Here is a 25,181-nt window from a genome sequence, read left to right as displayed (position 1 = left end):
TATTGCATCTCTCCTCGAACCACGTTCATACGACGGAGGAGAACACCCATGCGAGGACCAGCCCTCAGCGCGATGGCCCTGGCGCTCACCCTGACCCTGGCCGCCTGCGGCTCGGGCGGAGGCGGCGGCTCCGACGTGGCGTCGGTGTCCGGCACCGGCACCCAGGCCGCGGCCAGCGCGAAGCCCAGCGAGGACCCGCAGGAGCGCGGTCTCAAATTCGCCCAGTGCATGCGCGAGAACGGAGTGGAGGTCCCTGACCCCGAGCCCGGCAAGGGCATCATGATGAAGTTCGACGGCAGCGTCCCGCAGGAGAAGGTCGAGGCCGCCCAGGAGGCGTGCAAGCAGTACGCGCCGAAGATGGGCGGGGAGGGCGGCAAGATCGACCCCCAGCGGGCCGAGGCGCTGCGCAAGGTCGCCCAGTGCATGCGTGACAACGGCGTCGAGTCCTACCCCGACCCCGAGGGCGGCATGGTGCGCATCAACGCCGAGGTCGGCCAGGACCCCGATTTCAAGTCCGCCCAGCAGAAGTGCGAGAAGGAGCTCTCTGAGGCGGGCATGGGAGGCATGTGATGGGGATGGCCACCATCGACGGGAAGGCGGAGCCCGGCTCCCCGCCCTCCCGGCCGCGCCGCCGGCGCGGCCGGGGCAAGGTGGTCGCCGGGCTCCTGATCGCGCTGGTCGCCGCGGGCGGCGGGTTCGTGGCGATCAACAGCGCCGGCCTGCTGAAGGGCGGCGCCGGCCCCACCCGGTCGGCCACCGCCCTGCCCCCGGCCACCACCGCGGTGACCAGGCAGACCCTGAACGACACCAGGGACGCCGACGGCGAGCTCGGCTACGGCCCGGTGACCACGGCGATGAGCAGGAAGCTCGGCACGATCACCTGGCTGCCCGACAGCGGAGCCCAGGTCACCCGCGGCCGGTCGCTGTACCGGGTGGACAACCAGCCGGTCATGCTCCTGTACGGCGACACGCCCGCCTACCGCGACCTCAAGGTCGGCGTGGAGGGCAAGGACGTCGAGAACCTGGAGCGCAACCTCAAGAAGCTCGGCTACGACGGTTTCACGGTCGACGACGAGTACACCTACGACACCGCCGAGGCGGTCAAGGAGTGGCAGGAGGACCGCGGCCTGGACGAGACGGGCGTGGTCGAGCTGGGCCGGGTCGTCTTCGCCCCCGGCAAGGTACGGGTGGAGAGCCTGGAGTCCGAGGAGGGCCAGCCGGCCACGCCGGGACAGAAAATCCTGACCTATACGGGCACGTCCAAGGTGGTCACGGTCGAGCTGGAGGCCGAGGACCAGCGGATGGCCAAGAAGGGCGCCAAGGTCGAGGTCACGCTGCCGGACGGCAAGAACGTACGGGGCAAGGTCACCGAGGTGGCCACGGTCGTCAAGCCGGGCGAGGGCCAGAACGCCGAGCCGGAGACCCGGGTCGAGGCGCTCGTCTCGATCGGCGAGTCCAAGTCCGCCAAGGGGTTGGACAAGGCGGCGGTGGACGTGACGTTCACGGCCTCCCAGCGCAAGAACGTGCTGACCGTGCCGGTCGCGGCGCTGGTGGCGCTGCAGGAGGGCGGCTACGGCCTGGAGATCGTCGAGGGGGGCAGGTCCCGCTACATCAAGATCGAGACGGGGCTGTTCGCCGGGGGACGGGTCGAGGTCAGCGGTGACGGGCTCACCGAGGGCATGACCGTGGGGATGCCGAAATGACGTACCCCATGATCGCGCTGACGGACGTGTCCAGGACGTACCCCGGCGGCGTGGCGGCGCTGCGGGAGGTGTCGCTGCGCATCGAGCACGGCGAGCTGATCGCCATCGTCGGGCCGTCCGGCTCGGGCAAGTCGACGATGCTCAACGTCGTCGGCACCCTCGACCGGCCCACCTCCGGGACCATCCACATCGACGGGTACGACGTCTCCAAGCTCTCCGACAACCAGTTGTCGGCGCTGCGGGCCACCACGATCGGGTTCGTGTTCCAGTCGTTCCATCTCGCCGCGAAGGTCCCGGCGCTGGACAACGTGGCCGACGGCTTGGTCTACACCGGCCTGAGCCGGTCGGAGCGGCGGCGCCGCGCGGCCAAGGCGCTCGAACGGGTCGGGCTCGGGCACCGGATGGACCACGAGCCGCACGAGCTGTCCGGCGGCGAACGGCAGCGCGTGGCCATCGCCAGGGCGGTGGCGGGCGAACCGCCGCTGCTCCTGGCCGACGAACCGACCGGGGCCCTGGACTCGGTGTCGGGTACGGGGGTGATGGAGTTGTTGCACGAGCTGAACGCGAGCGGCACCACCATCGTGATCATCACGCACGACCGGGAGATCGCCGCCAGCCTGCCCAGGCAGGTGCGGATGCGCGACGGCCGGATCATCTCCGACAGCGCGCGGGTCCCGCTGGAGGCGGTGTGATGGCCGTCGTGGAAGCGCCCCGGCCGAAGTTGTCCCCGGCCAGGATGCGGCCCCGCGACGTGATGCGCGTCGGGGCGGTCGGCCTGCGTACGAGACCGCTGCGGGCCTTCCTGTCGGCGCTCGGCATCGCCATCGGCATCGCGGCCATGGTCAGCGTGGTCGGGCTGTCGTCCTCGTCGGGCGCCGAGCTGGACCGTACGCTCTCCGCGCTCGGCACCAACCTGCTCACGGTCTCGTCCGGAACCACGCTCATGGGCGAGGCCGCGCAGATGCCGAAGGACGCGGAGGCGATGATCGAACGGATCGGTCCCGTCCAGGCGGCCTCGTCGATCGGGCGCATCAGCGAGGCCAAGGTCTACCGGTCGGAGGAGATCCCCGAGGCCCAGACCGGCGGAATGACCACGTACGCGGCCCGCCTCGACCTGCCCGCCACCGTCGGCGCGACGCTGCGGAGCGGGACCTGGCTCAACGCCGCCACCGAACGCTACCCGGCCGCCGTGCTCGGCTCCTCCGCGGCCCAGCGGCTCGGCGTGGGCTCGATCGGGGCTGACACGCAGGTCGTGATCGGCGGCGTCCGCTTCGCAGTCGTCGGGGTCATGAACCCGGTGGCGCTCGCCACCGAACTGGACAGCGGCGTCCTGGTGGGCTGGCCGGTGGCGGAGTCCAGGCTGGGCTTCGACGGGCACCCGACCACGCTCTACACCCGTTCGGAGGAGTCCAAGCTGGAGGCCGTACGCCAGGTGCTGGCCGGCACCGCCAACCCGGAGGCGCCCAACGAGGTGGACGTCTCCCGTCCGTCCGACGCCCTGGCCGCCAAGCAGGCGACCAGCCAGGCGTTCGCCAACCTCCTGCTGGGGGTGGGCGCGGTGGCCCTGCTCGTGGGCGGGGTGGGGGTGGCCAACACGATGGTCATCTCGGTGCTGGAACGCCGCGCCGAAATCGGCCTCCGCCGCTCGCTCGGGGCCACCCGGGGGCAGATCCGCACCCAGTTCCTGGCGGAGTCGCTGCTTCTGTCGGCGCTTGGCGGGGGAGGGGGGATCCTGCTGGGGACGGGTGTCACGATGGGCTACGCGCTGTACAGCGGCTGGCCCTCCGTGGTCCCGGCCTGGGCCACCGTCGGCGGCCTCGCCGCCACCCTGGCCATCGGCGCCGCGGCCGGCCTCTACCCCGCCATCCGCGCCTCCCGCCTCTCCCCGACCGAGGCCCTGTCCACCCCCTGAGGCCCTCCCGGCGGCGGATCCAAGGGGCCGGGTGGTGTCAGTCGGTGGCGTAGCAGGTGGTCTTGCCGATGACCCGGACGCCGGGCCGGTCGCCGGAGAGCACGGTCAGCTCGAACGTCAGCCGTGTCTCGGGATTGCGCAGGACGGAGACGTCCTGATCCCCATCCCGCAGGTCCAGGTCGTCGACCACCTTGTCGTACCCCATCTCCTGGAGCCGATCCAGCAGCCCCGAGGAGGCGGAGGCGAGGTCGCTCTCGGCGCGGAAGTACCGCCGCACCTGCCCCGGCACGCACGAGTCGTCGTCCACCGGCGACTCGGTCGACAGCCGGAGGCCGGCGGAGCTGAGCAGGGCGCCGCCGTCGGAATCGAGCTGCCGGGCGGCGTCTTCGAGTGTGGGCAGCTCGGCCGCCGCCGTGCAGGCCGTCATCGCCGCGACGCAGAGAAGCACCGCGGATAAGCCGTGACGGCAGGCGCGCACGATCGGACCATATCCGAGATCGTCCGGGGCCCTCCACCAAAAAAGCGAAAACAGAATGATCAACGGCGCCGGCGGAGCCGGGCACGCAGTCCCAGGTCGTCCACGCAGGTGCCGAGGCCGAGCGCCACGCACTCCAGCGGCCGTTCCGCCCGCCGTACCGGCATGCCCAGGGACTCCCGCAGCCGCTGCGCGAGCCCTGCGAGCAGCGCGCCGCCCCCCACCAGCACCGCGCCGCGATCCCCGAGGTCGCCGGTCAGCTCGGCGGGGCAGCGCTCGACGGTCTCCATCGCCGCCCACACGATGGACTCGATCGCCGGACCGGCCGCCTCCCGGATCCGCTCCGCGGGCAGCCGCACGTCGTGCTCCTGACCGGTTTCGGGGTCTCTGGCGCGTACGGTAACGGGATTCCCGTCGGCGCCGGCGTGGTGTTTGGCCGCCTCCGCCTCGCGTTCGTCGATCGTGCGGCCGTGCTCGTGCTCGACCAGGCGGGCGATGGCCCGGTCCACGGCCCGGCCGCCGCCCGGGACCGCCGTCGTGGCCACGGCCTCCCCGCCGGAGAGCACGGCGATCCGGGCCGAGTCGCGCCCGATGTCGATCACCATGCCGCCCACGTAGTCGCGGACCGGCAGGCCCGCGCCGAGCGCCGCCGCGAGCGAGTGCGGGATCAGCCGGATCTGCCTGGCCTCCGCCTCGTACGCCACGTCGCGCAGCGTGGCCCGCTCGATCGGCGTGGAGCCGTCGGGCAGCGCCATGATCAGGCGGGGCCTGGCGAGCGGGCGCCGGTGCACCTTGCTCAGGAAGTGCTTGACCATCCGCAGGGTGAGGTCGCCGTCGGCCGGCAGGCCGCCGCTGACCGGCCAGCAGATCTCCTCGCCCGTCGCGTCCGCGCCGTACCCGATGATCTTGCCGGTACGGCCGTCGATCGTCACCGCGGAGGGCTCGTCGAGCACGATGCCCTTGCCCCTGACGTAGATCCGCGTGCGGGAGCCCCCGAGGTCCATCGCCAGGTCGCGGCCGAGGAGACTCATGACGCGACTGCGGACGCGGCGATCGTGGCGGGCATGCCGGGTCTATTTCCTGGGCCGCTCCAACGCAACACCAGGAACGGAGTGGTTCCCCTTTACCTGAGCGGGCGGGCTCAGCGGCTCCTGAGGGCGGCCAGGGTCTCCTCGGCCCACTCGATGCCGGTGCGGACCTGGGCCAGCCCGAGCCGGAGCGCGTAGTGGCCGGTCCCCTCCGCGGGCTGGCAGTCGAGGACCACCAGCCGTGCCTCGTACCCGGCCTTGATCCGCTCGACCACCGCGATCGCCTCCTCCGTGGAGAGCAGCGGCAGCAGGAACGCCTGCAGCGCGGTCTCGTTGCGTACGACGAAGACGGGCTCGTGCTCCACCAGCCACGTGTGCAGCTCCCGCGCCCCCTCGGGGGTGATCGTGTAGATCTTGCGCCCCCTCGCGCCCTCCGACGAGGCCGCCACCAGGCCGTCGGCCGCCATCTTCACCAGCTCGGGATAGATCTGCGTGTGCCCGGCCTGCCACACGTGGTTGAGCGAGTGCTCGAACTTCTTGGCCAGGTCATACCCGCTCGCCGGGCCCACGGCCTCCAGCAGCCCGAGAAGCGCGATCCGAAGGGACATGCGCGCCAGCATATCGAAGACTTGACATGTCAGGACTTACATATCACTCTTCACATGTGAATGATGACATGAAGCCTCAAGGGCTCCTTTTGCTCGCGGTGCTCGGCGGGATGTTCCTGGCGATGCTCGACCAGACGATCGTCGGCACCGCGTTACCACGGATCACGGCCGAGCTGGGCGGCACGACGCTCTACGTCTGGGTGGTGACGGCGTACCTGCTCACCTCGACGGTGACCGTGCCGCTCTACGGCCGGCTCTCCGACCAGCACGGCAGGAAGGCGCTGCTGCTGATCGGGATGGTGGTGTTCGTGGCCGGGTCCGCGCTGTGCGGGGCGGCGCAGGACATGCCGCAGCTCATCGCGTTCCGCGCGCTGCAGGGGCTCGGCGCGGGCGCGCTGCTGCCGCTGTCGATGGCGTTGGTGATGGAGATGTTCCCTCCGGGTACGAACGGCGCCCGCGTGCAGGGCGCGCTTGGCGGCGTGATGGGCCTGACGTACCTGGCCGGGCCGTTCCTGGGCGGGTTGTTCACCGACCACGCGACCTGGCGGTGGGCCTTCTACGTGAACGTGCCGATCGGCCTCGTGCTGATCGCGATCGTCGCGCGCCGCCTGCCGAACCGGCCGGGCGTGGGCGGCGGCGGGCGCCCCGACTACGCGGGCATCGCGGTCTTCACCGTGGCCATCAGCGCGCTGCTGCTGGGCCTGACGGAGAAGGGCCTGGACGGCAACACCTGGACCGACGCCGCCGTGGCCGGGCCGATCGTGCTCGCGGCCGCGTTGCTGGCGGTGTTCGTGCTGGTCGAGAGGCGGGCGGCCAGCCCGATCATGCCCATGCACCTGTTCGGCAACCGCACCTACACGCTCGTGAACGTCACGTCCTTCTTCACGGCCTTCTGCATGTACGCCGGCGTGGTGTTCCTGCCGCGTTACTTCCAGCAGTCCCTCGGCGTCAGCGCGACCGAGTCCGGGCTGAGGATCTACCCGATGACGCTGGCCATGGTCCTGGGCAGCGTCGTCATGGGCGCGCTCATGTCCAGGACCAGGGTCTACAAGCCGTGGCTGGTCGCCTCCCCGTTCCTGCTCGTCGCGGGCACCCTGCTCTGCCTGAACCTGACCGCGCACACCGACGGGCTGCTGCTGGCCGGCTGGATGCTGCTGATCGGGCTGGGCATGGGCCCGATGCTGTCCGGCCTGACCGTGGCCTCCCAGCAGTCCGTCGAGTCGCAGTACATCGGCGTCGCCTCCGCGAACCTGACCTTCTTCCGCCAGATCGGCGGCTCCGTGGCGCTGGCCGTCGGCGGCACCCTCTACACCTCGACGGTCACGGCGGAGGCGCCCGTGCACGGCCTGGCCGCCGCGCACGCCTCCGCCGCGGCGGCGGTCATCCCGTCGCTGGGGGTGGCGGGGGCGCTGCTCGCCCTGATCGCGCTGGTGGCGATGCCGGCCAGGCGGCTGGAGGTGCCCGCCACGCCGCAGAACAGGGTTGAGGCCAGTTTCGCGTCATAAGCGGCGCCATGCGAAGCTGTGATAGTCCCCAACACCATGGAGGTCCTCATGGCGGAAACACCGGAGCCGGAAGTCAGCGAGACTCCCGAGGACGAGATGAAGCGCAAGTTCCGCGAGGCGCTGGAGCGCAAGCGTAACCAGCACGCGGACTCGGGCGCGGGTGGCAAGGGCGGCGACCCATCGAAGATCCACGGGACGCACGGTCCGGCTGCGAGTAAAAGATCGTTCAGGCGCAAGAGCGGCGGCTGAGGCCGGGAATTTCAAGGGGGTACGGCCATGCCGTGCCCCCTTTCTCTATGCCGGAGGCAGGTAGATCTTTACACCGATTCATGACGAACTGTTTGTGTTTGTCCGGAATACGTGGTTAGAGTGATGCCCACTTACCAGCCGGTGGCGTGGACCACACAAGGGAACCAGCCGGCTGGCGCCTAATCCCGATCACTCGGGAGCCGGGGACCCACCTCCCTGGGGTGAATCCGACCTTGTGTCGGTAGGGCAACTCCACCGCCCGAACCCGTCAGCTAACCCGGTAGGCGAGATGGAGAGGACATATGCAGAACTTGAATGATCACGTAGAACACCCATACGGCGTGATGACGGCCGCCCTCTGAGCGGTCCCTTCTCCAGGCTCGTTTCGCGCTCCGCGTAGCTTTCCCCCTGTCAGGTGCTTTGCCCTGCTACGCCCTTTTTCAGCGAGCGCAATCCCCCTGCCCCCTCGCGAAGGACTGTACTTTCATGTCTGCACGTTCTGGTTTGCGTACCCTCGCTCTGCTCACCGCCTCCACCGTCGGCGCGCTCACCATCGCCGGCACCGCGGCCCACGCCGACTCCAACACGGACGAGAAGGTCCTGCTCAAGGGCTCGACCACCGCTTCGTACTTCTGGGACGACTCCTCCGGCCGCGCCGGGGACACCGGTCTGCCCGCCAGTGGCAAGCCCATGCAGAAAGGTCTGGCCGCCAGCCCGAGCTGGCCGCTCATGACCGAGGGATACGTGATTCACGACGGCAAGAAGCTGCCCTTCTTCGTCGGCGACCGCGGCCCGGGCGTGCCCTCCAACAACGGCGTCATGCTCGACCTGGACGGTAAGACGTTCGCGGAGCTGACCGGCGGCTCGTTCAACATGGAGACGCTCGGCGTCGACGGTGTCGGCGGCCAGGGGCACATCAAGGTCGACTACGTCATCACCAAGTGGGGCAACGGTCCCGGCAAGAAGAACTACCCGGTCCCGTTCTCGACCGGCGCCTGGTCCGAGCGTGACAACAACCCGGCCGAGCCCCCGGCGGCCGGTGCGGCCGTGCCGGCGCCGGCGCGCGAGGCCGGAGAGTGGAGCGCCAGCACGGGCGCCGTCGTCGCCAGCGCCGTGGCCGCGGTGGGCGGCGGCGTGGTGCTCGCCAGCGACCGCGTTCGCAATCTTCTCAAGGGCTGAACTTTACGGACCTGGACCAGAATGTCATTCTGGTCCTCGTGACCACCCGCGTAGCCGCGAACGGCATCGAAATCGCCTACGAGAGCTTCGGCTCGCACGAGGGGCGCCCCCTGCTCCTCATCATGGGGCTCGGCGCGCAGCTCATCCACTGGGATGAAGGGCTCTGCGCGCTGCTGGCGGACCAGGGACACCACGTCGTACGGTTCGACAACCGCGACGCCGGTCTCTCCACACACTTCCACGACAAGGGCGTTCCCGCGATGGGGGCGCCCTCGCCGTATCTGCTGGACGACCTGGCCGACGACTCGGCGGGACTCATGGACGCGCTGGGCTGGCCGGCCGCCCACGTGGTCGGAGCGTCGATGGGCGGCATGATCGCCCAGGCGCTGGCCATCCGCCACCCGGACCGGGTGCTGACCCTGACCTCGATCATGTCCACCCCCGGCCCCTCGGCGGCCCCGCCCACCGAGGCCGCGCTCGCCACCCTCATGGCCGCGCCCCCCGCCGACCGCGAAGCGGTCCAGGCCCAGGCGGTGCTGACCTGGTCGGTCATCGGCTCGCCCGGATACGAGCTGGACCGCGAGCGGATCACCCTGCTGGCCGGACTCGCGTTCGACCGCTGCTTCGACCCCGGCGGGACGGCCCGGCAGCTCGCCGCCATCATGGCCTCGGGCGACCGCACGGCAGGGCTCGCCGGGGTGCGGGTGCCCACGCTGGTGCTGCACGGGGAGGCGGACCAGCTCGTCCCGGTCGCGGGCGGCCAGGCCACGGCCGCGGCCGTCCCGGGCGCCCGGCTGGTGACCTACCCGGGCATGGGCCACGACCTGCCGCGCCCGCTCTGGCCGTCCGTCGTGGCCGAGATCAGCAAGCTCACCGCTCCCTAGCCGAAGTGGGCACGGGTCTCCGCGAACGCCTGGTCCGTGCCCTCCAGCGCCCTGGCCACGTCGGCCTCCGTGTGCGCGGCCGACATGAACCAGTTGTGCCACGGGTGCAGGTAGACCCCGTGCCGCAGGCAGGCGTCGCTCCACCACATCGCGACGGAGAGGTCGGCGTCCCCGTCGAAGCTGAGCCACGGGATCGTGACGGGTCCCGTCTGGTTCACCACGAACCCGTGGGACTTGGCCTGCGCGTAAAGCCCTTCGCGGAGCTGCGTGCCCGCGCGTTCCATGGCGCCGATGCCGTCCGTGTCGCGCAGCGTCTCGATGGTCGCCTTGGCCGCCGCCATGGCGACCGCCGAGAACCAGAACGACCCCGTCGAGTACAGCGTCTGCGCCGGTCCGCGCAGCGCGTCCGTGCCGGTGACGGCGGCGATCGGGTAGCCGTTCGCCATGGCCTTCGACCAGGCGGTCAGGTCGGGCCGCACCCCGTACGGCTCCCAGGAACCCCGCAGATCGACCCGGAACCCGGCCCGCACGTCGTCGATCACCAGCGCGGCCCCGAGCCGGTCGGCCAGGGCGCGGGCGCCCCGCGCGAAGGCGGGCTCCACCAGCTCCTGGTCCTCGAACGAGTCGTGCTTGAACGGCGTCACGATGATCGCCGCCACGTCGCCCTCCACGGTCGCCGCCGCGGCCTCCAAGGACTCGAGTGAGTTGTACGTGAACTCCACCAGGTCGGCCCGCTCGTTGGGCGTCGTGCCCGCCAGGGAGGGAGTGCACCAGGGGTCCGCCCCATGGTAGGCGCCGTGCGCCATCAGCACCTTGGTCCGGCCGGTGGCGGCGCGGGCGACCATGAGCGCCTGCGTGGTGGCGTCGGTGCCGTTCTTGGAGAACATCGCCCAGTCGGCGCTGGGCACGGTGTCCACCAGCAGCTCGGCCAGCTCCACCATGATCGGGCCGGGGCCGTTGAGGCAGTCGCCGAGCGCGGCCTGCCGGGCGGCGGCCTCCTCCACGCGCGGGTGGCGGTGGCCGAGCACGACCGGGCCCCAGCTGCACATGAAGTCGATGTACTCGCGACCGTCCACGTCCCACTGGCGGCAGCCCTCGCCGCGTTCGAAGAACTGCGGGAAGCCGGGGGCGAAGAGGGCGGCGTTGAGGTGGCCGTACATGCCGCCGGGGACGACCTTCAGTGCGCGCTGACGGAGTTCTGCGTCGGTCATCCGAGAGTCCTTAGAGTCGAGTCGAGATCGATGAGGCCGGCGTCCGAGCCGAGCCCGGTGGCGACGCGGGCGGCGGCGGCCGTGCCCCAGCGAGCCGCGGTCAGCACGTCCTGCCCGTGCAGGAGGCCTGTCAGGAACCCCGCGCAGTACGCGTCCCCGCAGCCGGTCGTGTCCGAGACGTCCACCTTGAGTGCGGGCACCGTCTCCGCGCCCTCCGCAGTGACCACCAGGCTGCCCGCGGCCCCCAGCGTGACGAGCACGCCGCGCGGGCCATCGGCCAGCAGGGCCCGGGCGGCCTCGCCGACGTCGGAGGCGCCGGTCATGAGGAGGGCCTGCGACTCGTTCGGCAGCACGTAGTCCACGTGCGGCAGGAAAGCGCGGGCCATTCCCAATAAGTCGGGCATCTCCGAAAGGAGGTCCATGGTGATGACGGTGCCGGACGCGCGTACCTCGTCCAGGAGGGCGAAGAACGCCGGGTCGCCGAGGCCGAAGGTGACGTCCATCCCGCCCAGGTGGATCGCCCGCACGCCGCGCAGCACGTCGGGGTCGAGGTCCGCGTACGTCACGCTGAGGTTGGCCCCCGGCACGTGGAAGCTGGGCCGCCCGCCGTCGGGCCTGATGGGCAGGATCGACGCAGCCGTCTGCTCGCCCGCCCTGCGCACGAGGCGCGAGACGTCGACGCCGCGCTTGGCGAGCACCGCCACCAGGAAGTCACCCAGCTCGTCGTCGCCGGCGGCTCCCATGGTGATCACGGGGTTGCCCAGCTTGACCAGGTCGACGGCGGTCCCGGCGGCGGCGCCGGCGGCGGTGAGGCGGATCTGCTCCACCAGTACGGTGTCCTGGCCCTCGGGGATGTGATCGATGGGCCTGGCGAGAATGTCGACGATGTGGACGCCGACGGTGGCGACGGTCATAGTCTAAATAGACAGACGTCCGAATAAAAAGTCAATGGAGGAGCCGATGCCCAAGATCGTCGATCACGACGAGCGCCGGCGCGAGGTCCTGTCAGCCGCCCGCCGGGTGATCGTCAGGGACGGCATCGACGCCGCCACCACGCGGGCCATCGCCAAGGAGGCCGGATACTCCAACGGCGTGCTCGCCCACTACTTCGCCGACAAGGACGAGATCCTGCTGTCGGCGCTGCGCCAGTCGCACCAGCGCATCCGCGACCGGCTGACCCGCAAGGTCGAGGGCGCGGCCGGGCTGGCCGCGCTGCGCGAGCTGCTGCTGGACAACCTGCCGCTGGACGCCGAGCGCACCCAGGAGTCGCGACTGGAGGTCAGCTTCTGGAGCCGCAGCCTGGCCTCGGAGCGCCTGGCCGAGGTCCAGCGCACGGAGGCGGACGAGCTGCGCGCCGCCGTACGCGACCTGCTGGCTCAGGCCCGTGCGGCCGGCGAGCTGCGCACCGACGACAACCTGGACGACCTCACCGAGCACCTGCTCGCCCTGGTCGACGGCCTCAGCCTGCACCTGCTCCTCTACCCGGGCCGGCTCAAGCGCGTCGACGTCGAGCGCCTCATGCTCCAGGCGCTGGATCGTTTGTGACCGTTGATGTATTTCGGACGACCGACTACATTTGCCGCGCATGAGCCTGCGCGAGCAGTTGTGCGAGTACGGCCGGCGCGCGGTCGAGCTCGGCCTGGTCATCGGCACGTCCGGCAACCTGAGCGTGCGCGAGGGGGATCTGGTCGCGGTCACCCCCTCGGGGGCGGCGCTCGACCGGCTGACCCCGGAGATGTGCCCGGTCGTGGACGTCGAGGGCTACCTCGTCGAGGGCGACCTGCAGCCGTCCAGCGAGACCCCCATGCACCTGGCCGTCTACGCGACCACGGACGCCAAGGCCATCGTGCACACGCACTCGGTGTTCGGCACGATCGTGGCCACCACGATGACCGAGCTGCCGCCCGTGCACTACAACGCGCTGCTGCTCGGCGGCGTGGTCAAGGTGGCCGAGTACGCCACCTACGGCACGCCCGAGCTGGCCGCCAACGTCCGGGCGGCGATGGAGGGCAAGAAGGCCGCCCTGATGGCCAACCACGGCGGGGTGACCGTCGGGGCGACGCTGGAGGAGGCGTTCGAGGCCACCCGGCTGCTGGAGTGGCTGTGCGAGGTCTACGTCCGGGGGCTCAGCGTGGGCAAGCCGGCCGTCCTCACGAACGAGCAGCTCAACGCGGTGATCGAGCGCGCGCTGAACCCCCCGACGTTCCCTCGTCGCCTATGAGAGCGCCGCCTGCTCCGCCAGGCCCAGCGGCAGCCCGCCCGACCCGGCGATCCGGTCGTGGAACTCCTTCAGCGACCCCTGGAACGACTCCCGGATGCGGTCGATCTCGATCGCGCCCGTGAGGTAGGAGGGCGCCTGCGTGGGCCACGCGCAGTAGCGGTTCACCTCGCCCTGAGCGGTGCCCGGCGACAGCGACGCCCTGGTCGCCATGAACGTCTCCGCCTCCTCGATCGACATGTCCTCGCAGTGCAGCGCGGTGTCCACGACGATCCTGGCGGCGCGGAAGATCCGGCAGTCCAGGTGGGCCAGCTCGGTGGCGGGGGTGTCGAAGTAGCCCTGCTCGTGCAGGAGCTTCTCCACGTACAGGGCCCAGCCCTCGGTGAAGTACGGGGTTCGGAAGACCTTCCTGGCAGTACGGGGGTTGCCCGCCATGTACGACAGGTGCCAGTGATGTCCCGGGTAGCCCTCGTGCACGGCGATCGAGGGCATCTGGGCCCGCGAGTTCGTACGGAGGCGCTGGCGTACCTGCTCGGGGGTGAAGTCGTCGGGCGTGTAGGGGACGAAGAAGACGCCCTTGCGCGAGGCGCTCAGCGGGGGCGGCGCCAGGTAGTGGGCGACGGACAGCACCGGACGGGTGTACTCGGCGGACGGGAGCACGTCGCACTCCTCGCCGTCGGCGAACGTGACCAGGTCCCGCTCCCGCACGAACTCCCTGGCCCGCTGGGTCTCGGCCGCGTACTCGGCCCGCATGTCGGCCAGGGTCGGCGGATGGTCGTCCATGAGGAACTCCATCGCCGCCCGCCAGTCCTCGCCGCCGTTGACCCGCAGCGCCACCTGGCGCATCCGCGCGTCCAGCTCGGCCCAGGCGGCCTTGCCCTTCTCGTGCAGCTCGGCGGCGCCGTAGCCGAGCATCTCGCGTTCGCGCAGCAGTGTGGAGTAGAGCTTCTCGCCCATCCGCCAGGTGCCGCCGCACTCGAAGCCCTCGAGGAAGGCGACCAGCTCGTCGAACGCCCGCGCGGCCGGTTCGGCGGCCTCGGCCAGCCTGGCGGCCAGGTCGGGGTCCTCGACCATGGACGGGATCGTACGCGTGAGGAAGTTGCGGCCGGTGCGGGCCTGGCCGAGCCCGCGCTTGATCAGCAGCGGGGCGGCCAGCTCGGGGTCGAGGTTGGCGCGGCAGGCGGCCAGCACGCCGGGCACCTCGGCCAGGCGGGAGACGGCCGAGGACACCAGCTCGGGCTCCGGCTTGAGGCGTCGCTGGAACGGCGTGTACATGGAGGAGAAGATCGCGGACAGGTAGACGGCCGGGTCACGCCGCCACTCGGGCCAGGAGGCGAGCGCGGTCGAGCCTCTCAGCTGGGAGAGGACCAGATCTCTGTCGATGGCGTCGTCAAGGGTGGCCGTTTGGAGGGAGGAGAGGCGGTCGAGCCAGCGGGCCTCTTCCCGCTCGCGGGCGGTCCAGCCGGAGGCCGTGAAGTCGCCGAGGGTGTGATCATAACCGTCGGCCCCCAGTAAGCTGGCCACGACGGGACGGTCGGAAAAGTACCACTTGAGAAACTCGTCCACCAATGCACCATATCCTGTGGAAATGCCCCTGCAGATCACTGGCGCGCTAGGCGACCCTGACCTGATCCGCCTCCCTTGGGAGGTCCCCCTCCAAGACTGGCCGCAGTACCATCTCGTCGATCTGCCGCGCGGCATTTCACGGCACGTGGTGCGGTTCGCCCGGCTGTCCGGCAAGGTGTACGCGATCAAGGAGATCAGCGAACGGTACGCCAAGCGCGAATACCAGCTGCTGTGGGACCTGGCCCGCCTCGACGCGCCCGCCGTGGAGCCCGTCGCCTACGTGACCGGCCGCGAGGAAGGGCTGGACGCGGCGCTGATCACCCGGCACCTGCAGTTCTCGCTGCCGTACCGCGCCGTCATGTCGGGCACGCTGCGGCCCGACACGCTCACCCGCCTGCTGGACGCGCTGGCCGTGCTGTTAGTGCGACTGCACCTGAACGGGTTCTACTGGGGCGACTGCTCGCTGTCCAACACGCTGTTCCGCAGGGACGCCGGGGCCTTCGCCGCGTACCTGGTGGACGCCGAGACCGGCGAGATGCACCCGATGATCAGCGAGGGGCAGCGGCTGGCCGACATCGACACCGCGCACACGAACATCTTCGGCGAGATGCTCGACCTGGAGGCCGGCGGGCTGCTGCACCCGTCCATCGACCCCATGGAGACCGCCGAGGACATCGTCACCCGCTACCACCGCCTGTGGGACGAGATCACCCAGAGCGAGATCATCGAGGAGGTCGACTGGCACCGCGTGGAGCAGCGGATCCGCCGGCTGAACCTGCTCGGCTTCGACGTGGCCGAGATGATGGTGCGGCGCAAGGTCGGCACCGGGCGGCTCATCGTACGGCCCAAGGTCGTGGACTCCGGCCACCACCAGCGGCGGCTGCTCCGGCTGACCGGGCTCGACGTGGAGGAGAACCAGGCGCGGCGGCTGCTCAACGACCTCGACGGGTTCCGGGTGGCCAAGGGGCTGCGGCACGAGGACGAGGCCATCGTGGCGCACCGGTGGCTGGCGGAGATATTCCAGCCGACGGTCGAGGCCATCCCCGCGGAGCTGCGCGGCAAGCTGGAGCCCGCGCAGCTCTTCCACGAGATACTCGACCACCGCTGGTACCTGTCCGAGGAGACGGGCGCGGACGTGGGGCTGGCCGCGGCCGTGAAGTCGTACGTGGACAACGTGCTCGTCCACAAGCCCGACGAGAAGGCGCTGCTCCCGGAGGAGGCGGCTCAGTAGGCCACAGTTATGCGCTTGCGCGGGTGGGCGCCGTTCTCCAGCTCGTCCGCGACGGCGACCGCGTAGTCCTCGGCCGAGATGAAGCTGCGGCCCTCGCGGTCGGCGAGCAGCGTGTCGCCGCCGATGCGGTAGACGCCGGTGCGCTCGCCCGGCGCGATCTCCGCGGCCGGTGAGATGTACGTCCAGTCCAGGTCCTCGACCTCCCGGTAGAGGCCGAGGGCCGACCTCTGGGCCTTGGACTCCTTTTTGTAGATCTCCGGGAAGTCGGGCGTGTCGACCAGGTCCTGTCCCGGCGCGATCTGGAGGCTGCCGGCGCCGCCCACGACGATCAGCCTGCGTACGCCGGCGGCGCGCACGCCCTCGATGAGCGCGCGGTTCGCGTCCAGGAACGGCGGCTCGGGCTCGGTGCCGTCGCGGGGCGGGGCGATGGCGGAGACGACGGCGTCGTAGTCCTTGGCCAGGGTGGCGGCGTCGTGGACGTCACCCTTGACGGGGCCCTTGCGGCTGACGGCGGTCACCTGGTGGCCGCGATTCGCGAGCTCGGCGGCTATGCGCTGGCCGATCATGCCGGTCGCGCCAAAGAGCAGGATCTTCATGTGCGCCAGAGTATCCATCGGATACTGGTTACTTCATCGTGCTATAAGTACCTTATGGATACTGGCGATGTCTTCGACCCTAACTGCCCGACCCGGGTGGTTTTGGATCGGATCGGCGATAAATGGTCGGTGCTGGTACTCCTCAGCCTCGCCCACGGCCCCATGCGCTTCACCGCCCTCCGCGGGCGGATCGGCGGGGTCACCCCCAAGGTGCTGACGCAGACGCTGCGGGCCATGGAGACGGACGGGCTGGTGACGCGGGAGGTGTTCGCGGAGGTGCCGCCGCGGGTGGAGTACGAGTTGACGTCCCTGGGGCGCTCACTGCACGAGCCGATCTCGGCGGTGGCAGCGTGGGCCGAGAACCACATAACCGAAATCCTCACCCACCGCACCCAATCCGCCTAACCTCCACCCGGCCCCCTCACCGCCCCACCCCCTTCGCCACCCCACCTCCTCACCACCGCACCCCGCCCCTCAACGGCCCGCCATCGCCGCTCGCCGTCGCAGCCTCGCGTCGTCGGAGCGCCCGCCGCCCACGCGCTGCCCGCCTCTCACCGCGCACCGCCGCCGCCCGCCACCGCCCCCTCGCGCGCTTCCGTAGTCGAGGAGGTCGGTAATGGGGGCGGGAATCCGGACATGGGGTGAGTGGTGGTGGACCACAGTGAGGAGAACGGATGGGAGCCGATCCCGAAAGCCGGTTCGAGGCGATGTACGAAGCGGCATACCCCCAACTGCTCGGATACGCCTTACGCCGATGCCCGGACCCGGACGACGCGGCCGACGTCGTCGCGGAGACGTTCATGGTCGCGTGGCGCCGGATAGAGGAGGTGCCCGAAGGCGACGAGGCGAGGTTGTGGCTCTTCGGGGTGGCCAGGAAGGTGCTGGCCAACCAGCGGCGCGGTGAGCGGCGGCATGAGCAGCGCACCGCCGCCCTGCGCGAGCAGCTGGCCGCCTCGCCGCTCGTCGCCGAGTTGCCCGGCGACGACCTCTCGCAGATGGGCAAGGTGTTCCGGGCCCTGTCCGGGGACGACAGGGAGTTGCTCGCTCTCGTCGCGTGGGAGCGGCTGGATCCGGGTCAGATCGCCAAGATCCTCGGCATCTCGCGCAACGCCGTGCGGGTCAGGCTCTTCCGTGCGCGAAAACGCTTCGCCCGTGGCCTGGCCGAGGCCGGGGTCGAGTACTCGAATGCCGTCGCGATCGAAGGGAGCAGCCTGTGAGCATCCGAAGGGAGCAGCCCGTGAACATCGCCGAGCTCGCCCGCGTACGGGACGAGGATCTGGCCGGAGACCCGGTGGGGCAGGCGTCCGGCGCGGGGGCGCGGGCGCTGAGGGAGTCGATCATGGCCGAGGAACGGGTGCCGGTGCGCAGGCGTTCCCCGCGCAGAGGACGGTGGCTCGGGCTTGCCACGGTGGCGGTCGTCGCGTCCGTCGTGCTCGTCGTCGGGGTGCCGTTCGGCGGCCCCGTCACCGAGTACGCCAACGCCGCCGTCTCGGTCAAGGCGGGCGACGACTACCTGGAGGTGGCGATCAACGATCCCGAGGCCGAGGCGGCGCAGTTCACGGAGGCGTTCCGGGCGGTCGGGCTGGACGCCGAGGTGAAGAAGGCGCCGGTGGCGCCGGAGGACGTGGGGGAGCTGATCGGCCCGATCATGGACGGAGAGTTCCCGCCCGGTACGGGCGTGAGCGGATCATGGACCGAGGACTGCGCATCCGCCTGGTGCGGCACGGTCTCCATCCCCATCCACTTCAAGGGAAAGGTCATCTTCGGGATCGGCCGACCGGCCGCGCCGGGGGAGCGCTATGCCACCCAGGGCCAGATCTCTCCGCCCTCCGACGGCGGGATGATCGACGGCTACAAGGCTCACGGCAAGCGGGTCTCCGAGGTCAGGGCCGACATGGAAAAGCTCGGGCTGAAGATCACGTACGTGGTGATGTGGACCACCAGTCCCGACGGCAGCGGCGAGGGGTACAAAGTGGACGCCGCGTACGTCAAGGACGACTGGACCGTCGCTTTTGCCAGCAAGACCGCGTCCGACACCGTCCGGCTGTCGGTCGACGCCGGTCCCGGGGTGCCGCTGGGGTCGCTGCCCAAATCCGCCGTGTTCGACGATCCCGACTGGTGGAAGGACTGAGCCCGCTCTTGCCGTCCACACTCTCGTCCGCGATGCTGGCATCTGGCCAGGCGAGTGGATCACGGCAGGGAACACGGCAAGGTCACGTCTCGATTGCGCCCCCTTGACGCGTGTCGGCGGCCGTTCGTACGTTCGGGCAAACGTTTAGGAAACTTTCCTAATTCAGGAGCCCCCCATGACCCATCCGGGCGAGATCACTCGGCGTCAGCTGCTGCGCCGCCTCGGTATGACCGCGTTCGTCGCCGGCCCCGGTGCGGGCCTCCTGAGCGCCTGCGCCACGGCCGGCACGGGCGGCGAGCCGTCGGCCGCCCCCAGCATCACCGCCTCGGCCGACAGCAAGAACCCGTTCGGCGTCGACCCCAAGAAGCCGCTGGAGGTGGTCATCTTCAGCGGCGGGTACGGTGACGCGTACGCCAAGGACCTGCACGAGGAGCTCTACAAGAAGGAGTTCCCCGGCGTGTCGATCAAGCACAACGCCACCCAGCAGATCGGCACCCAGTTACGCCCGCGCTTCGCCGGCGGCGACGTGCCCGACGTGCTCAACAACTCCGGCCCCGACTCGATGGACCTGGCCGCGCTGGCCGCCGAGAACCACCTCGCCGACCTGACCGCGCTCTTCGACGCCCCGTCGATCGACGACCCGGCCAAGAAGATCCGCGACACCGTCACCCCCGCCGTGATCGACAACGCCAAGATCAACGGCAAGGACCTCGTCCTGAACTACACGGTCTCCCACCGCGCGCTCTGGTACAACGCCAAGCTGTTCGCGTCCAAGGGGTGGTCGCTGCCGAGGACGTGGGCCGAGTTCACGGCGCTGGGGGACACGGCCAAGCAGGAAGGCATCCTGCTCTTCGCGTACCCGGGGCAGAAGGGCCCGTACTACCAGCTCTGGAACGTCCTCTACACGGCCGCCAAGATCGGCGGGAACCAGGTCATCATCGACATCGACAACCTGGTCGACAACGCCTGGAACGCCGAGCCGATGAAGCAGGCGGTCACGGCCTGGGTGGACATCCAGGCGAAATATGGCGACAAAGCGTACTTCGGCCTCGACCACACCCAGACCCAGGTCAAGCAGCTCCAGAACAAGCTGCTCTTCTACCCCGTGGGCTCCTGGGTCGAGAACGAGATGGCCAAGGACAAGCCCGACGACTTCGAATACGCCATCGCCCCCATTCCCGACGTCACCGCCGCCGACAAGATGCCGTACGGCGCCATCCAGGTCGGCGTCGGCGAGAACTTCGTCGTCGCGGCCAAGGGCAAGAATCCGCAGGGCGGCCTCGAATACCTGCGCATCATGCTGTCCAAGGACGGCGCGCGCGGATTCACGGAGAAGACCGAGAACCTCACCGTGGTGAACGGCGCCGCCGCCGGACTCGACCTGCCCGCCGGACTGATGAGCGCCGCCAAGGCCCAGGACGCGGCCGGCCAGAACATCATCACCGACGCGCGTTTCGAGGGCTGGTACAAGGAGCTGTTCGACTACGGCACCCAGCAGATCAACGTGGTCATGGCCGGGCGCATCACCCCGGAGAGGTTCTGCGCGAACATGCAGAAGAAGGCCGACGAGATCAAGAAGGACGACGCGGTCGCCAAGCAGACGCGGAGCCAGTGAGCAGATGGAGCGGCTGCGCAAGTACGGGTTCGTCGCCGGATTTCTCGTCGTCCCCCTGGCGCTCTATTCGGTCTTCGTCATCAGCCCCTATGTCCAGGCGTTCCAGCTCTCCCTGACGAGCTGGAACGGATACAGCTCGATCGTGCGGTACGTGGGGCTGGACAACTTCGGCCGGCTGTTCGACGACGAGGTGTTCTGGCAGGCCCTGCGCAACCACGGGATCATGCTGCTCGTGCTGCCGATCGCGACGATCGTCATCGCGCTGTTCCTGTCGTTCCTGCTGAACCTGGGCGGCGGCACGCGCGGCGCGGGCATGAGAGGGGTCTGGGGGTCGAAGTTCTACCGGGTGGTGTTCTTCTTCCCCCAGGTCCTGGCCGTCGCCGTGGTGGGCGTGCTCTTCCAGGCGGTCTACCGCCCCGACGCGGACGGCGTCATCAACGGCGTGCTCGCCAGGTTCGGCGCCGAGCCCGTCGGCTGGCTCACCGAGCCCGACCTCGCCCTCTGGTCGATCATCGCGGTGATGATCTGGCAGGGCGTCGGCTTTTACGTGGTGCTGTTCTCGGCGGGCATGGCGGCCATTCCCAAGGACTATTTCGAGGCCGCAGCCCTGGACGGCGCCGGACGCGTCCGGCTGTTCTTCTCGATAACGCTGCCGCTGCTGCGCGACACCATCCAGGTCGGCTGGATCTACCTGGGGATCGCGGCCTTCGACGGATTCGCGTTGGTGCAGGTGCTGGCCGGCGACAAAGGAGAGCCGGACGGCGCCACGACCATTCTCCCGGTCACCATCTACAAAACGGCTTTCGCCTACAACAAGGTCGGATACGCCTCCGCGATGGGCGTGGCGCTGTTCTTCCTCACCGTGACCTTCGCCGTGCTGACACTGCGGACGACCAGGCGTGAAAGGGTTGAGCTCTAGATGGCCAGAAACAGGCCGCGGCCCGGCGTGCTCAACGGGCTCTCGCACGTGGCGCTGGCCGTCTGGGCGTTACTGATCATCCTGCCGCTGCTGTGGACGTTCCTGGCGTCGTTCAAGAACAACACCGAGATCTTCGGCGACCCGCTGCAACTCCCGGGGGCGCTGCGGCTGGACTCGTGGGGCCGGGCCTGGGACAAGGCGCACATCGGGCAGTACATGCTCAACACCGTGGTCGTCGTCTTCTTCGGCACGGCGGGCACGATGTTGTTCGGGTCGATGGCGGCGTACGTGCTGGCCCGCTACACCTTCATCGGCAACAGGCTGATCTACTACTACTTCGTGGCCGGGCTGGCGTTTCCCGTGTTCCTGGCCCTGGGGCCGCTCTTCTTCGTCGTCAAGCAGTTGGGCCTGCTGAACTCCCACGTCGGGCTCGTTCTCGTTTACATCGCCTATTCCCTGCCCTTCACCGTCTTCTTCCTGGCGGCGTTCTTCCGGACGCTGCCGGAGACCGTCGCCGAGGCGGCGATGATCGACGGCGCCTCGCACACCCGGACGTTCTTCCAGATCATGGTGCCCATGGCCCGGCCCGGCCTGATCAGCATCACCATCTTCAACGTCCTGGGCCAGTGGAACCAGTATCTGCTGCCCCTCGTGCTCCTGGCCGGCGACCCGGACAAATGGGTCCTCACCCAGGGCATCGCCAAGATCTCCACCCTGGCCGGATACGAGGCGGACTGGCCAGGTCTGTTCGCCGCGCTGAGCATGACGATCCTGCCGGTCATGGTCGTCTACATCATCTTCCAACGCCAGATCCAGTCCGGGCTCGGCTCGGGGGCGCTGAAGTAACGTGGCGCCATGAGCGAGAACCTGCCCGAATGGCGGCGCGAGGGCGACGAGATCCGGCGCACGATCGAGGCGCCCGACTTCCCCACGGCCATCCGCATCGTCGACGAGATCGCGGTCAAGGCCGAGGAGCTCAACCACCACCCCGACATCGACATCCGCTGGCGTACTCTCCACCTGGTCCTCACCACCCACGACGCGGGCGGGCTCACCGACCTCGACTTCACGCTGGCGGCCGTCATCGATGACATCGCGGCGAAACACGGCGCCTAACCACTGAATACTCACCGTAGTAGCTCGATTACTCGTTAGAGTGGGTGCCCTCCCGGAGCCCTCCTGTCGAAGGGGCTCGAACCATGGAGGGTCTCATGCGCGTGCCCGCACTCTTGCTCATCATGCTCACCGCAGCCTGCGCGGGCCCGCCCGCCCCGCTCCAGCAGGCCATGGGCCCCAGCGAGGGCCCCAGCGAGGGGGCCACGAGCGCGGCGATCAGGCTGTCCGGCGAGGGGGAGTTCACCGCCTCCGACACCGCCGCCATCGTCTACGACCGCAAGCTGGTCCCGCAGGGCGCCCAGGGCAGCGCCCACGTCGAGTCGGCCGACGGCCAGACCCGCACCACCCTCGTCGTCGAGGGCCTGCTCCCCAACCGCCACTACGGCGCCCACCTGCACGTCAAGCCCTGCGGGAAGAAGCCCGACGAGGCGGGGCCGCACTACCAGCACAAGGCCGGCGAGATCAGCCCGGCCAGCGAGGTCTGGCTCGACTTCACCACCAACGGTGAGGGCGCGGGCCGCTCGTCCGCCCGCAACGACTGGGTCCTCGACCCGGCCAAACTGCCCGGCTCGCTCGTCATCCACGCCAAGGCCACCAAGACCTCAGGTCCGGAGGTCGGTACGGCGGGCGACCGCGTGGCCTGCCTGACCCTTAAAAAGGTGTCGTAACCACCCAGCCAAGGGCATAATTACACAATTACATAACGGAAGGTGTAGTTGTGACCCAGTGGCAGCCACCCAGATTACGGCTGTTCGAAGACGCGCACCGCAGGGCGACCTGGCTGGAGCTCCTGTACGACCTCGTCTTCGTCGTCGCCGTGGCCGAACTGGCCGATGTGCTCCCCACGAGCCTGCCGGCCTTCGTGGGCCTGTTCGTACCGATCTGGTGGGCCTGGCTGGGCTACGTCTTCTACGCCAACAGGTTCGACACCGACGACGTCAGCCACCGGTTGCTCGCGCTGCCGCAGATCCTGGCCGTGGCGGCCATGGCGGCGAGCGTGAGCGACATCGAGCAGCGTTCCGGACTTTTCGCCATCGCGTATGCGGTGGTCAGGGTGCTGCTGATCGTGGCCTACGTCCGCGCCGGTCGCCACGTGCCCGAGGCCCGGCCCCTGACGACCCGCTACGCCATCGGGTTCACGGTCGCGGTGCTCATCTGGCTGGCCTCGCTCGCCGTCGACCCGCCCCAGCGCTACGCGTTCTGGGCCGTCGCCCTCGCGATCGACCTCGTCACGCCCCTGCTGACCCGGCGGGCCCAGGGCAAGCTGCCGCCGCAGTCCGAGCACCTGCCGGAGCGCTTCGGCCTGTTCGTGGTGATCGTCCTGGGCGAGGTCGTGGCGGCGGTCGTCCTCGGGCTGAAGGGCCACGACGTGACGCCGGGCACGCTGCTGATCGCCCTGGCCGGGGTGGCGATCGCGATGGGCTTCTGGTGGCTGTACTTCGGCCACACCGACGAGTCCGTCGTGCTGCGTACCCGGCTGGCCGGACAGGTGTGGGTCTACTCGCATCTGCCGCTTTCGCTGGGACTGGTGGCGTTCGGGATCGGGATCGAACACGCGATCATGGACCCGTCCTCGTCGAGCTGGTCCTTCGGGCTGCCCGCCGCCGTGGTGCTCGCCGTGCTCGGCCTGCAACACCTGTGCTCGTCCGACCGGCGGGCGGGCGCCATCCGCCTCGGCGCGGCGGCGCTCACGCTCGCCACCTCGGCGCTTCCCGTGGCCGCCGCGCTGCCCCTGATCATCCTGTACGCGGCGGCGCAGGTCGCGTACGACCTGTTCCGCCCGCAGCCGGAAGGTGTCGCATGACCGCCAAGGACCTGTTCGACCGCCAGCTGGCCGCCATCGCCGACCGCGACCTGGAGGCGCTGCTGGGCCAGTATCACGACGACGCCACGGTCGTCCGCTTCGACCGCGTCGCCCGGGGCCCCGCCGAGATCAGGGACCTGTTCAGCGCGTACCTCTCGGCGGAGCCCAAGGTGGACGAGATCGTCTCGGTGCGGACGACCGACGACGTGATCTTCTACAACGCCCTGATGACGATCGCCGGGAACCGCGTCACCACGTACGGCACCCTGGTCGTCAGGGACGGCAGGATCTGGCGGCAGACGGCGGCCGCCGCGCCCGTCACCTGATCGCGGCCGCCATCGGCTGCCACGGCGCCGCGTCGAAGATCAGCATGATCGTGCTGATCTTCCCGTCGCGGAGGCGGAAGTGCTCGGCCGTGCGCTGGATCCCGGCCGGCGTCGCCGTGTGCACGTCGTAGACCAGCGTCGCCTCCGACTCCCCGTACAGCTCGCTGATCATCTCCACCTCCGTCACCACCCGCAGGAAGCCTTCCAGCCCCGCCAGGTGCCCGGCCGGGTCGGCGGACGAGATGAACGGGCTCCTGAACGAGAACGGCTCGCCGACCAGCGCCGCCGCCTCCTCGACCGCGCCCCGGAAGCGGGCGTCGTGATAGGCCCTGACGACCTCGCGCGCGCTCATCGGGCCTCCTGGGCGGCCAGGTGCTCGGCCAGCCGCTGCTGGTTGCCGGCCAGCCGCAGGCACAGGTGGCGCAGCGACGTCAGCTCCTCGGGGGAGAACCCGCGGAAGATCGCCGCCATGGCGAGCTGCGACGGCCTCCTGAACGCCTCGATCCAGGCCCGCCCCTCGGGGGTGATCCGGGCCAGCACCGACCGCCGGTCGCGCCGGTCCTGGACCCGCTGCACGAGCCCGTCCTTCTCAAGGGTGTCGACGAGGCCGGTGGCGTTCCTCGAACTCACGCCCGCCGACTGGGCCAGCTCGCCGATGCTGACGCCGTCGTCGTCCGCGTCACTCAGCCGCAACAGCAGGTCCATCGCCCCGGAGCTGAGCCCGCGGCCCTCGCTGCCGTGGGCGCGCATGCGCTCGATGGCCTGGAAGGCGGTGCGGACGGCGGCGGCGGCTTCGAAGGTGAGGGTGTCGTCGCCGGCGAGCCGGCTCATGGCGGCTCTGGCGTTGGGGTCGTAGAGCAATCCGGTGTCATCATGTTCTAGCTTCATAATGAAGCCACACTTTA

Annotated in this window: 30 protein-coding genes and 1 riboswitch; of the genes, 21 read left to right on the top strand and 9 right to left on the bottom strand. The window is 69.9% G+C overall.

Features of this window, described 5'->3' with window-relative positions; genetic code table 11:
* Nucleotides 1-48: 48 nt before the first annotated feature.
* Genes ACWEPL_RS05175 through ACWEPL_RS05160 form a run of 4 tightly spaced genes read left to right on the top strand, consistent with a single transcriptional unit; the run spans nt 49 to nt 3,615 of the window.
* Nucleotides 49-570, top strand: a complete 522-nt coding sequence (locus ACWEPL_RS05175; protein ID WP_449968076.1) for a hypothetical protein — start codon at nt 49-51, stop codon at nt 568-570.
* Complete coding sequence (locus ACWEPL_RS05170; RefSeq protein ID WP_452435264.1) at nt 570-1,703, top strand: efflux RND transporter periplasmic adaptor subunit; 1,134 nt, start codon at nt 570-572, stop codon at nt 1,701-1,703. The genes ACWEPL_RS05175 and ACWEPL_RS05170 overlap by 1 nt, the downstream gene beginning before the upstream one ends.
* Nucleotides 1,700-2,395: an ABC transporter ATP-binding protein gene (locus ACWEPL_RS05165; protein WP_452435263.1), complete on the top strand. Its 696-nt coding sequence runs from the start codon at nt 1,700-1,702 to the stop codon at nt 2,393-2,395. Before ACWEPL_RS05170 ends, ACWEPL_RS05165 begins: the two co-directional genes overlap by 4 nt.
* Nucleotides 2,395-3,615 (top strand): ABC transporter permease, encoded by a 1,221-nt coding sequence (locus tag ACWEPL_RS05160; RefSeq protein WP_363981679.1) that lies wholly within the window; start codon nt 2,395-2,397, stop codon nt 3,613-3,615. Before ACWEPL_RS05165 ends, ACWEPL_RS05160 begins: the two co-directional genes overlap by 1 nt.
* A gap of 37 nt (nt 3,616-3,652) precedes the next feature.
* On the opposite strand, the gene ACWEPL_RS05155 is transcribed toward ACWEPL_RS05160, so the two are convergent.
* The 3 genes from ACWEPL_RS05155 to ACWEPL_RS05145 form a co-directional block, all read right to left on the bottom strand.
* Nucleotides 3,653-4,063, bottom strand: a complete 411-nt coding sequence (locus ACWEPL_RS05155) for a hypothetical protein (RefSeq protein WP_452435262.1) — start codon at nt 4,061-4,063, stop codon at nt 3,653-3,655.
* Between the two features lie 89 nt (nt 4,064-4,152).
* A complete protein-coding gene (locus ACWEPL_RS05150; protein WP_452435261.1) occupies nt 4,153-5,121 on the bottom strand; it encodes a rod shape-determining protein in 969 nt (322 codons plus the stop codon).
* A gap of 110 nt (nt 5,122-5,231) precedes the next feature.
* Complete coding sequence (locus ACWEPL_RS05145) at nt 5,232-5,726, bottom strand: PadR family transcriptional regulator (RefSeq protein ID WP_363981688.1); 495 nt, start codon at nt 5,724-5,726, stop codon at nt 5,232-5,234.
* A gap of 56 nt (nt 5,727-5,782) precedes the next feature.
* Between ACWEPL_RS05145 and ACWEPL_RS05140 the strand changes: the two genes are divergently transcribed.
* From ACWEPL_RS05140 to ACWEPL_RS05125, 4 genes are all read left to right on the top strand, one after another.
* A complete protein-coding gene (locus ACWEPL_RS05140) occupies nt 5,783-7,231 on the top strand; it encodes an MDR family MFS transporter (RefSeq protein ID WP_452435260.1) in 1,449 nt (482 codons plus the stop codon).
* A 48-nt stretch (nt 7,232-7,279) separates the two neighbouring features.
* Nucleotides 7,280-7,480: a DUF5302 domain-containing protein gene (locus ACWEPL_RS05135; protein WP_449959743.1), complete on the top strand. Its 201-nt coding sequence runs from the start codon at nt 7,280-7,282 to the stop codon at nt 7,478-7,480.
* Between the two features lie 166 nt (nt 7,481-7,646).
* Nucleotides 7,647-7,782, top strand: a riboswitch (cyclic di-AMP (ydaO/yuaA leader).
* Between the two features lie 184 nt (nt 7,783-7,966).
* Nucleotides 7,967-8,659: a hypothetical protein gene (locus ACWEPL_RS05130; RefSeq protein ID WP_452435259.1), complete on the top strand. Its 693-nt coding sequence runs from the start codon at nt 7,967-7,969 to the stop codon at nt 8,657-8,659.
* Nucleotides 8,660-8,697: 38 nt separating this feature from the next.
* Entirely contained in the window at nt 8,698-9,543 is an 846-nt protein-coding gene (locus ACWEPL_RS05125; RefSeq protein ID WP_363981695.1) for an alpha/beta fold hydrolase, read from the top strand.
* Here ACWEPL_RS05125 and ACWEPL_RS05120 read toward each other — a convergent pair.
* A complete protein-coding gene (locus ACWEPL_RS05120) occupies nt 9,540-10,754 on the bottom strand; it encodes an aminotransferase class III-fold pyridoxal phosphate-dependent enzyme (RefSeq protein WP_319719253.1) in 1,215 nt (404 codons plus the stop codon). The two genes, ACWEPL_RS05125 and ACWEPL_RS05120, sit on opposite strands and share 4 nt — an antisense overlap.
* Nucleotides 10,751-11,668 carry a carbohydrate kinase family protein gene (locus ACWEPL_RS05115; RefSeq protein WP_363981701.1) on the bottom strand — a complete coding sequence of 306 codons (918 nt, stop codon included), beginning with the start codon at nt 11,666-11,668 and terminating at the stop codon, nt 10,751-10,753. Before ACWEPL_RS05115 ends, ACWEPL_RS05120 begins: the two co-directional genes overlap by 4 nt.
* A 46-nt stretch (nt 11,669-11,714) precedes the next feature.
* Between ACWEPL_RS05115 and ACWEPL_RS05110 the strand changes: the two genes are divergently transcribed.
* Both ACWEPL_RS05110 and ACWEPL_RS05105 read left to right on the top strand, forming a co-directional pair.
* On the top strand, nt 11,715-12,299 hold the full coding sequence (locus tag ACWEPL_RS05110) for a TetR/AcrR family transcriptional regulator (protein ID WP_452435258.1): 585 nt from the start codon (nt 11,715-11,717) through the stop codon (nt 12,297-12,299).
* A 40-nt stretch (nt 12,300-12,339) separates the two neighbouring features.
* On the top strand, nt 12,340-12,975 hold the full coding sequence (locus tag ACWEPL_RS05105) for a class II aldolase/adducin family protein (RefSeq protein ID WP_350728193.1): 636 nt from the start codon (nt 12,340-12,342) through the stop codon (nt 12,973-12,975).
* Here the strand turns inward: ACWEPL_RS05105 and ACWEPL_RS05100 are convergent.
* On the bottom strand, nt 12,970-14,538 hold the full coding sequence (locus tag ACWEPL_RS05100) for a DUF885 domain-containing protein (RefSeq protein ID WP_452435257.1): 1,569 nt from the start codon (nt 14,536-14,538) through the stop codon (nt 12,970-12,972). The two genes, ACWEPL_RS05105 and ACWEPL_RS05100, sit on opposite strands and share 6 nt — an antisense overlap.
* A 22-nt stretch (nt 14,539-14,560) precedes the next feature.
* Between ACWEPL_RS05100 and ACWEPL_RS05095 the strand changes: the two genes are divergently transcribed.
* Entirely contained in the window at nt 14,561-15,769 is a 1,209-nt protein-coding gene (locus tag ACWEPL_RS05095; protein WP_363981711.1) for a DUF4032 domain-containing protein, read from the top strand.
* On the opposite strand, the gene ACWEPL_RS05090 is transcribed toward ACWEPL_RS05095, so the two are convergent.
* On the bottom strand, nt 15,763-16,365 hold the full coding sequence (locus tag ACWEPL_RS05090) for an NAD(P)-dependent oxidoreductase (RefSeq protein ID WP_452435256.1): 603 nt from the start codon (nt 16,363-16,365) through the stop codon (nt 15,763-15,765). The genes ACWEPL_RS05095 and ACWEPL_RS05090 overlap by 7 nt on opposite strands.
* A 54-nt stretch (nt 16,366-16,419) precedes the next feature.
* Between ACWEPL_RS05090 and ACWEPL_RS05085 the strand changes: the two genes are divergently transcribed.
* From ACWEPL_RS05085 to ACWEPL_RS05040, 10 genes are all read left to right on the top strand, one after another.
* Nucleotides 16,420-16,770, top strand: coding sequence for a winged helix-turn-helix transcriptional regulator (locus tag ACWEPL_RS05085; protein WP_363981717.1), 351 nt, complete (start codon nt 16,420-16,422; stop codon nt 16,768-16,770).
* A gap of 269 nt (nt 16,771-17,039) precedes the next feature.
* Nucleotides 17,040-17,582, top strand: coding sequence for an RNA polymerase sigma factor (locus ACWEPL_RS05080; RefSeq protein WP_452435255.1), 543 nt, complete (start codon nt 17,040-17,042; stop codon nt 17,580-17,582).
* Complete coding sequence (locus ACWEPL_RS05075; RefSeq protein WP_452435254.1) at nt 17,579-18,496, top strand: hypothetical protein; 918 nt, start codon at nt 17,579-17,581, stop codon at nt 18,494-18,496. The genes ACWEPL_RS05080 and ACWEPL_RS05075 overlap by 4 nt, the downstream gene beginning before the upstream one ends.
* A 175-nt stretch (nt 18,497-18,671) precedes the next feature.
* Nucleotides 18,672-20,111 (top strand): N-acetylglucosamine/diacetylchitobiose ABC transporter substrate-binding protein, encoded by a 1,440-nt coding sequence (gene ngcE / locus ACWEPL_RS05070; RefSeq protein ID WP_363981723.1) that lies wholly within the window; start codon nt 18,672-18,674, stop codon nt 20,109-20,111.
* 4 nt (nt 20,112-20,115) lie between these two features.
* Entirely contained in the window at nt 20,116-21,030 is a 915-nt protein-coding gene (locus ACWEPL_RS05065; RefSeq protein WP_350728185.1) for a carbohydrate ABC transporter permease, read from the top strand.
* Complete coding sequence (locus tag ACWEPL_RS05060) at nt 21,031-21,876, top strand: carbohydrate ABC transporter permease (RefSeq protein ID WP_363981726.1); 846 nt, start codon at nt 21,031-21,033, stop codon at nt 21,874-21,876.
* 9 nt (nt 21,877-21,885) lie between these two features.
* Nucleotides 21,886-22,146, top strand: coding sequence for a 4a-hydroxytetrahydrobiopterin dehydratase (locus ACWEPL_RS05055; protein WP_185067795.1), 261 nt, complete (start codon nt 21,886-21,888; stop codon nt 22,144-22,146).
* 95 nt (nt 22,147-22,241) lie between these two features.
* A complete protein-coding gene (locus tag ACWEPL_RS05050) occupies nt 22,242-22,814 on the top strand; it encodes a superoxide dismutase family protein (RefSeq protein ID WP_355199512.1) in 573 nt (190 codons plus the stop codon).
* Between the two features lie 50 nt (nt 22,815-22,864).
* A complete protein-coding gene (locus ACWEPL_RS05045; RefSeq protein ID WP_363981730.1) occupies nt 22,865-23,950 on the top strand; it encodes a low temperature requirement protein A in 1,086 nt (361 codons plus the stop codon).
* Nucleotides 23,947-24,276: a nuclear transport factor 2 family protein gene (locus ACWEPL_RS05040; RefSeq protein WP_363981733.1), complete on the top strand. Its 330-nt coding sequence runs from the start codon at nt 23,947-23,949 to the stop codon at nt 24,274-24,276. Before ACWEPL_RS05045 ends, ACWEPL_RS05040 begins: the two co-directional genes overlap by 4 nt.
* On the opposite strand, the gene ACWEPL_RS05035 is transcribed toward ACWEPL_RS05040, so the two are convergent.
* Together ACWEPL_RS05035 and ACWEPL_RS05030 are read right to left on the bottom strand one after the other, a co-directional pair.
* Complete coding sequence (locus ACWEPL_RS05035; RefSeq protein WP_357741199.1) at nt 24,269-24,628, bottom strand: nuclear transport factor 2-like protein; 360 nt, start codon at nt 24,626-24,628, stop codon at nt 24,269-24,271. The genes ACWEPL_RS05040 and ACWEPL_RS05035 overlap by 8 nt on opposite strands.
* On the bottom strand, nt 24,625-25,164 hold the full coding sequence (locus ACWEPL_RS05030; protein WP_350728179.1) for a MarR family winged helix-turn-helix transcriptional regulator: 540 nt from the start codon (nt 25,162-25,164) through the stop codon (nt 24,625-24,627). Before ACWEPL_RS05030 ends, ACWEPL_RS05035 begins: the two co-directional genes overlap by 4 nt.
* Nucleotides 25,165-25,181: the final 17 nt, after the last annotated feature.

This window comes from Nonomuraea sp. NPDC004186, assembly GCF_053603495.1.
The sequence above is the reverse complement of the archived record's forward strand: the minus strand, read 5'-3'. Positions and strand labels throughout refer to the sequence as shown.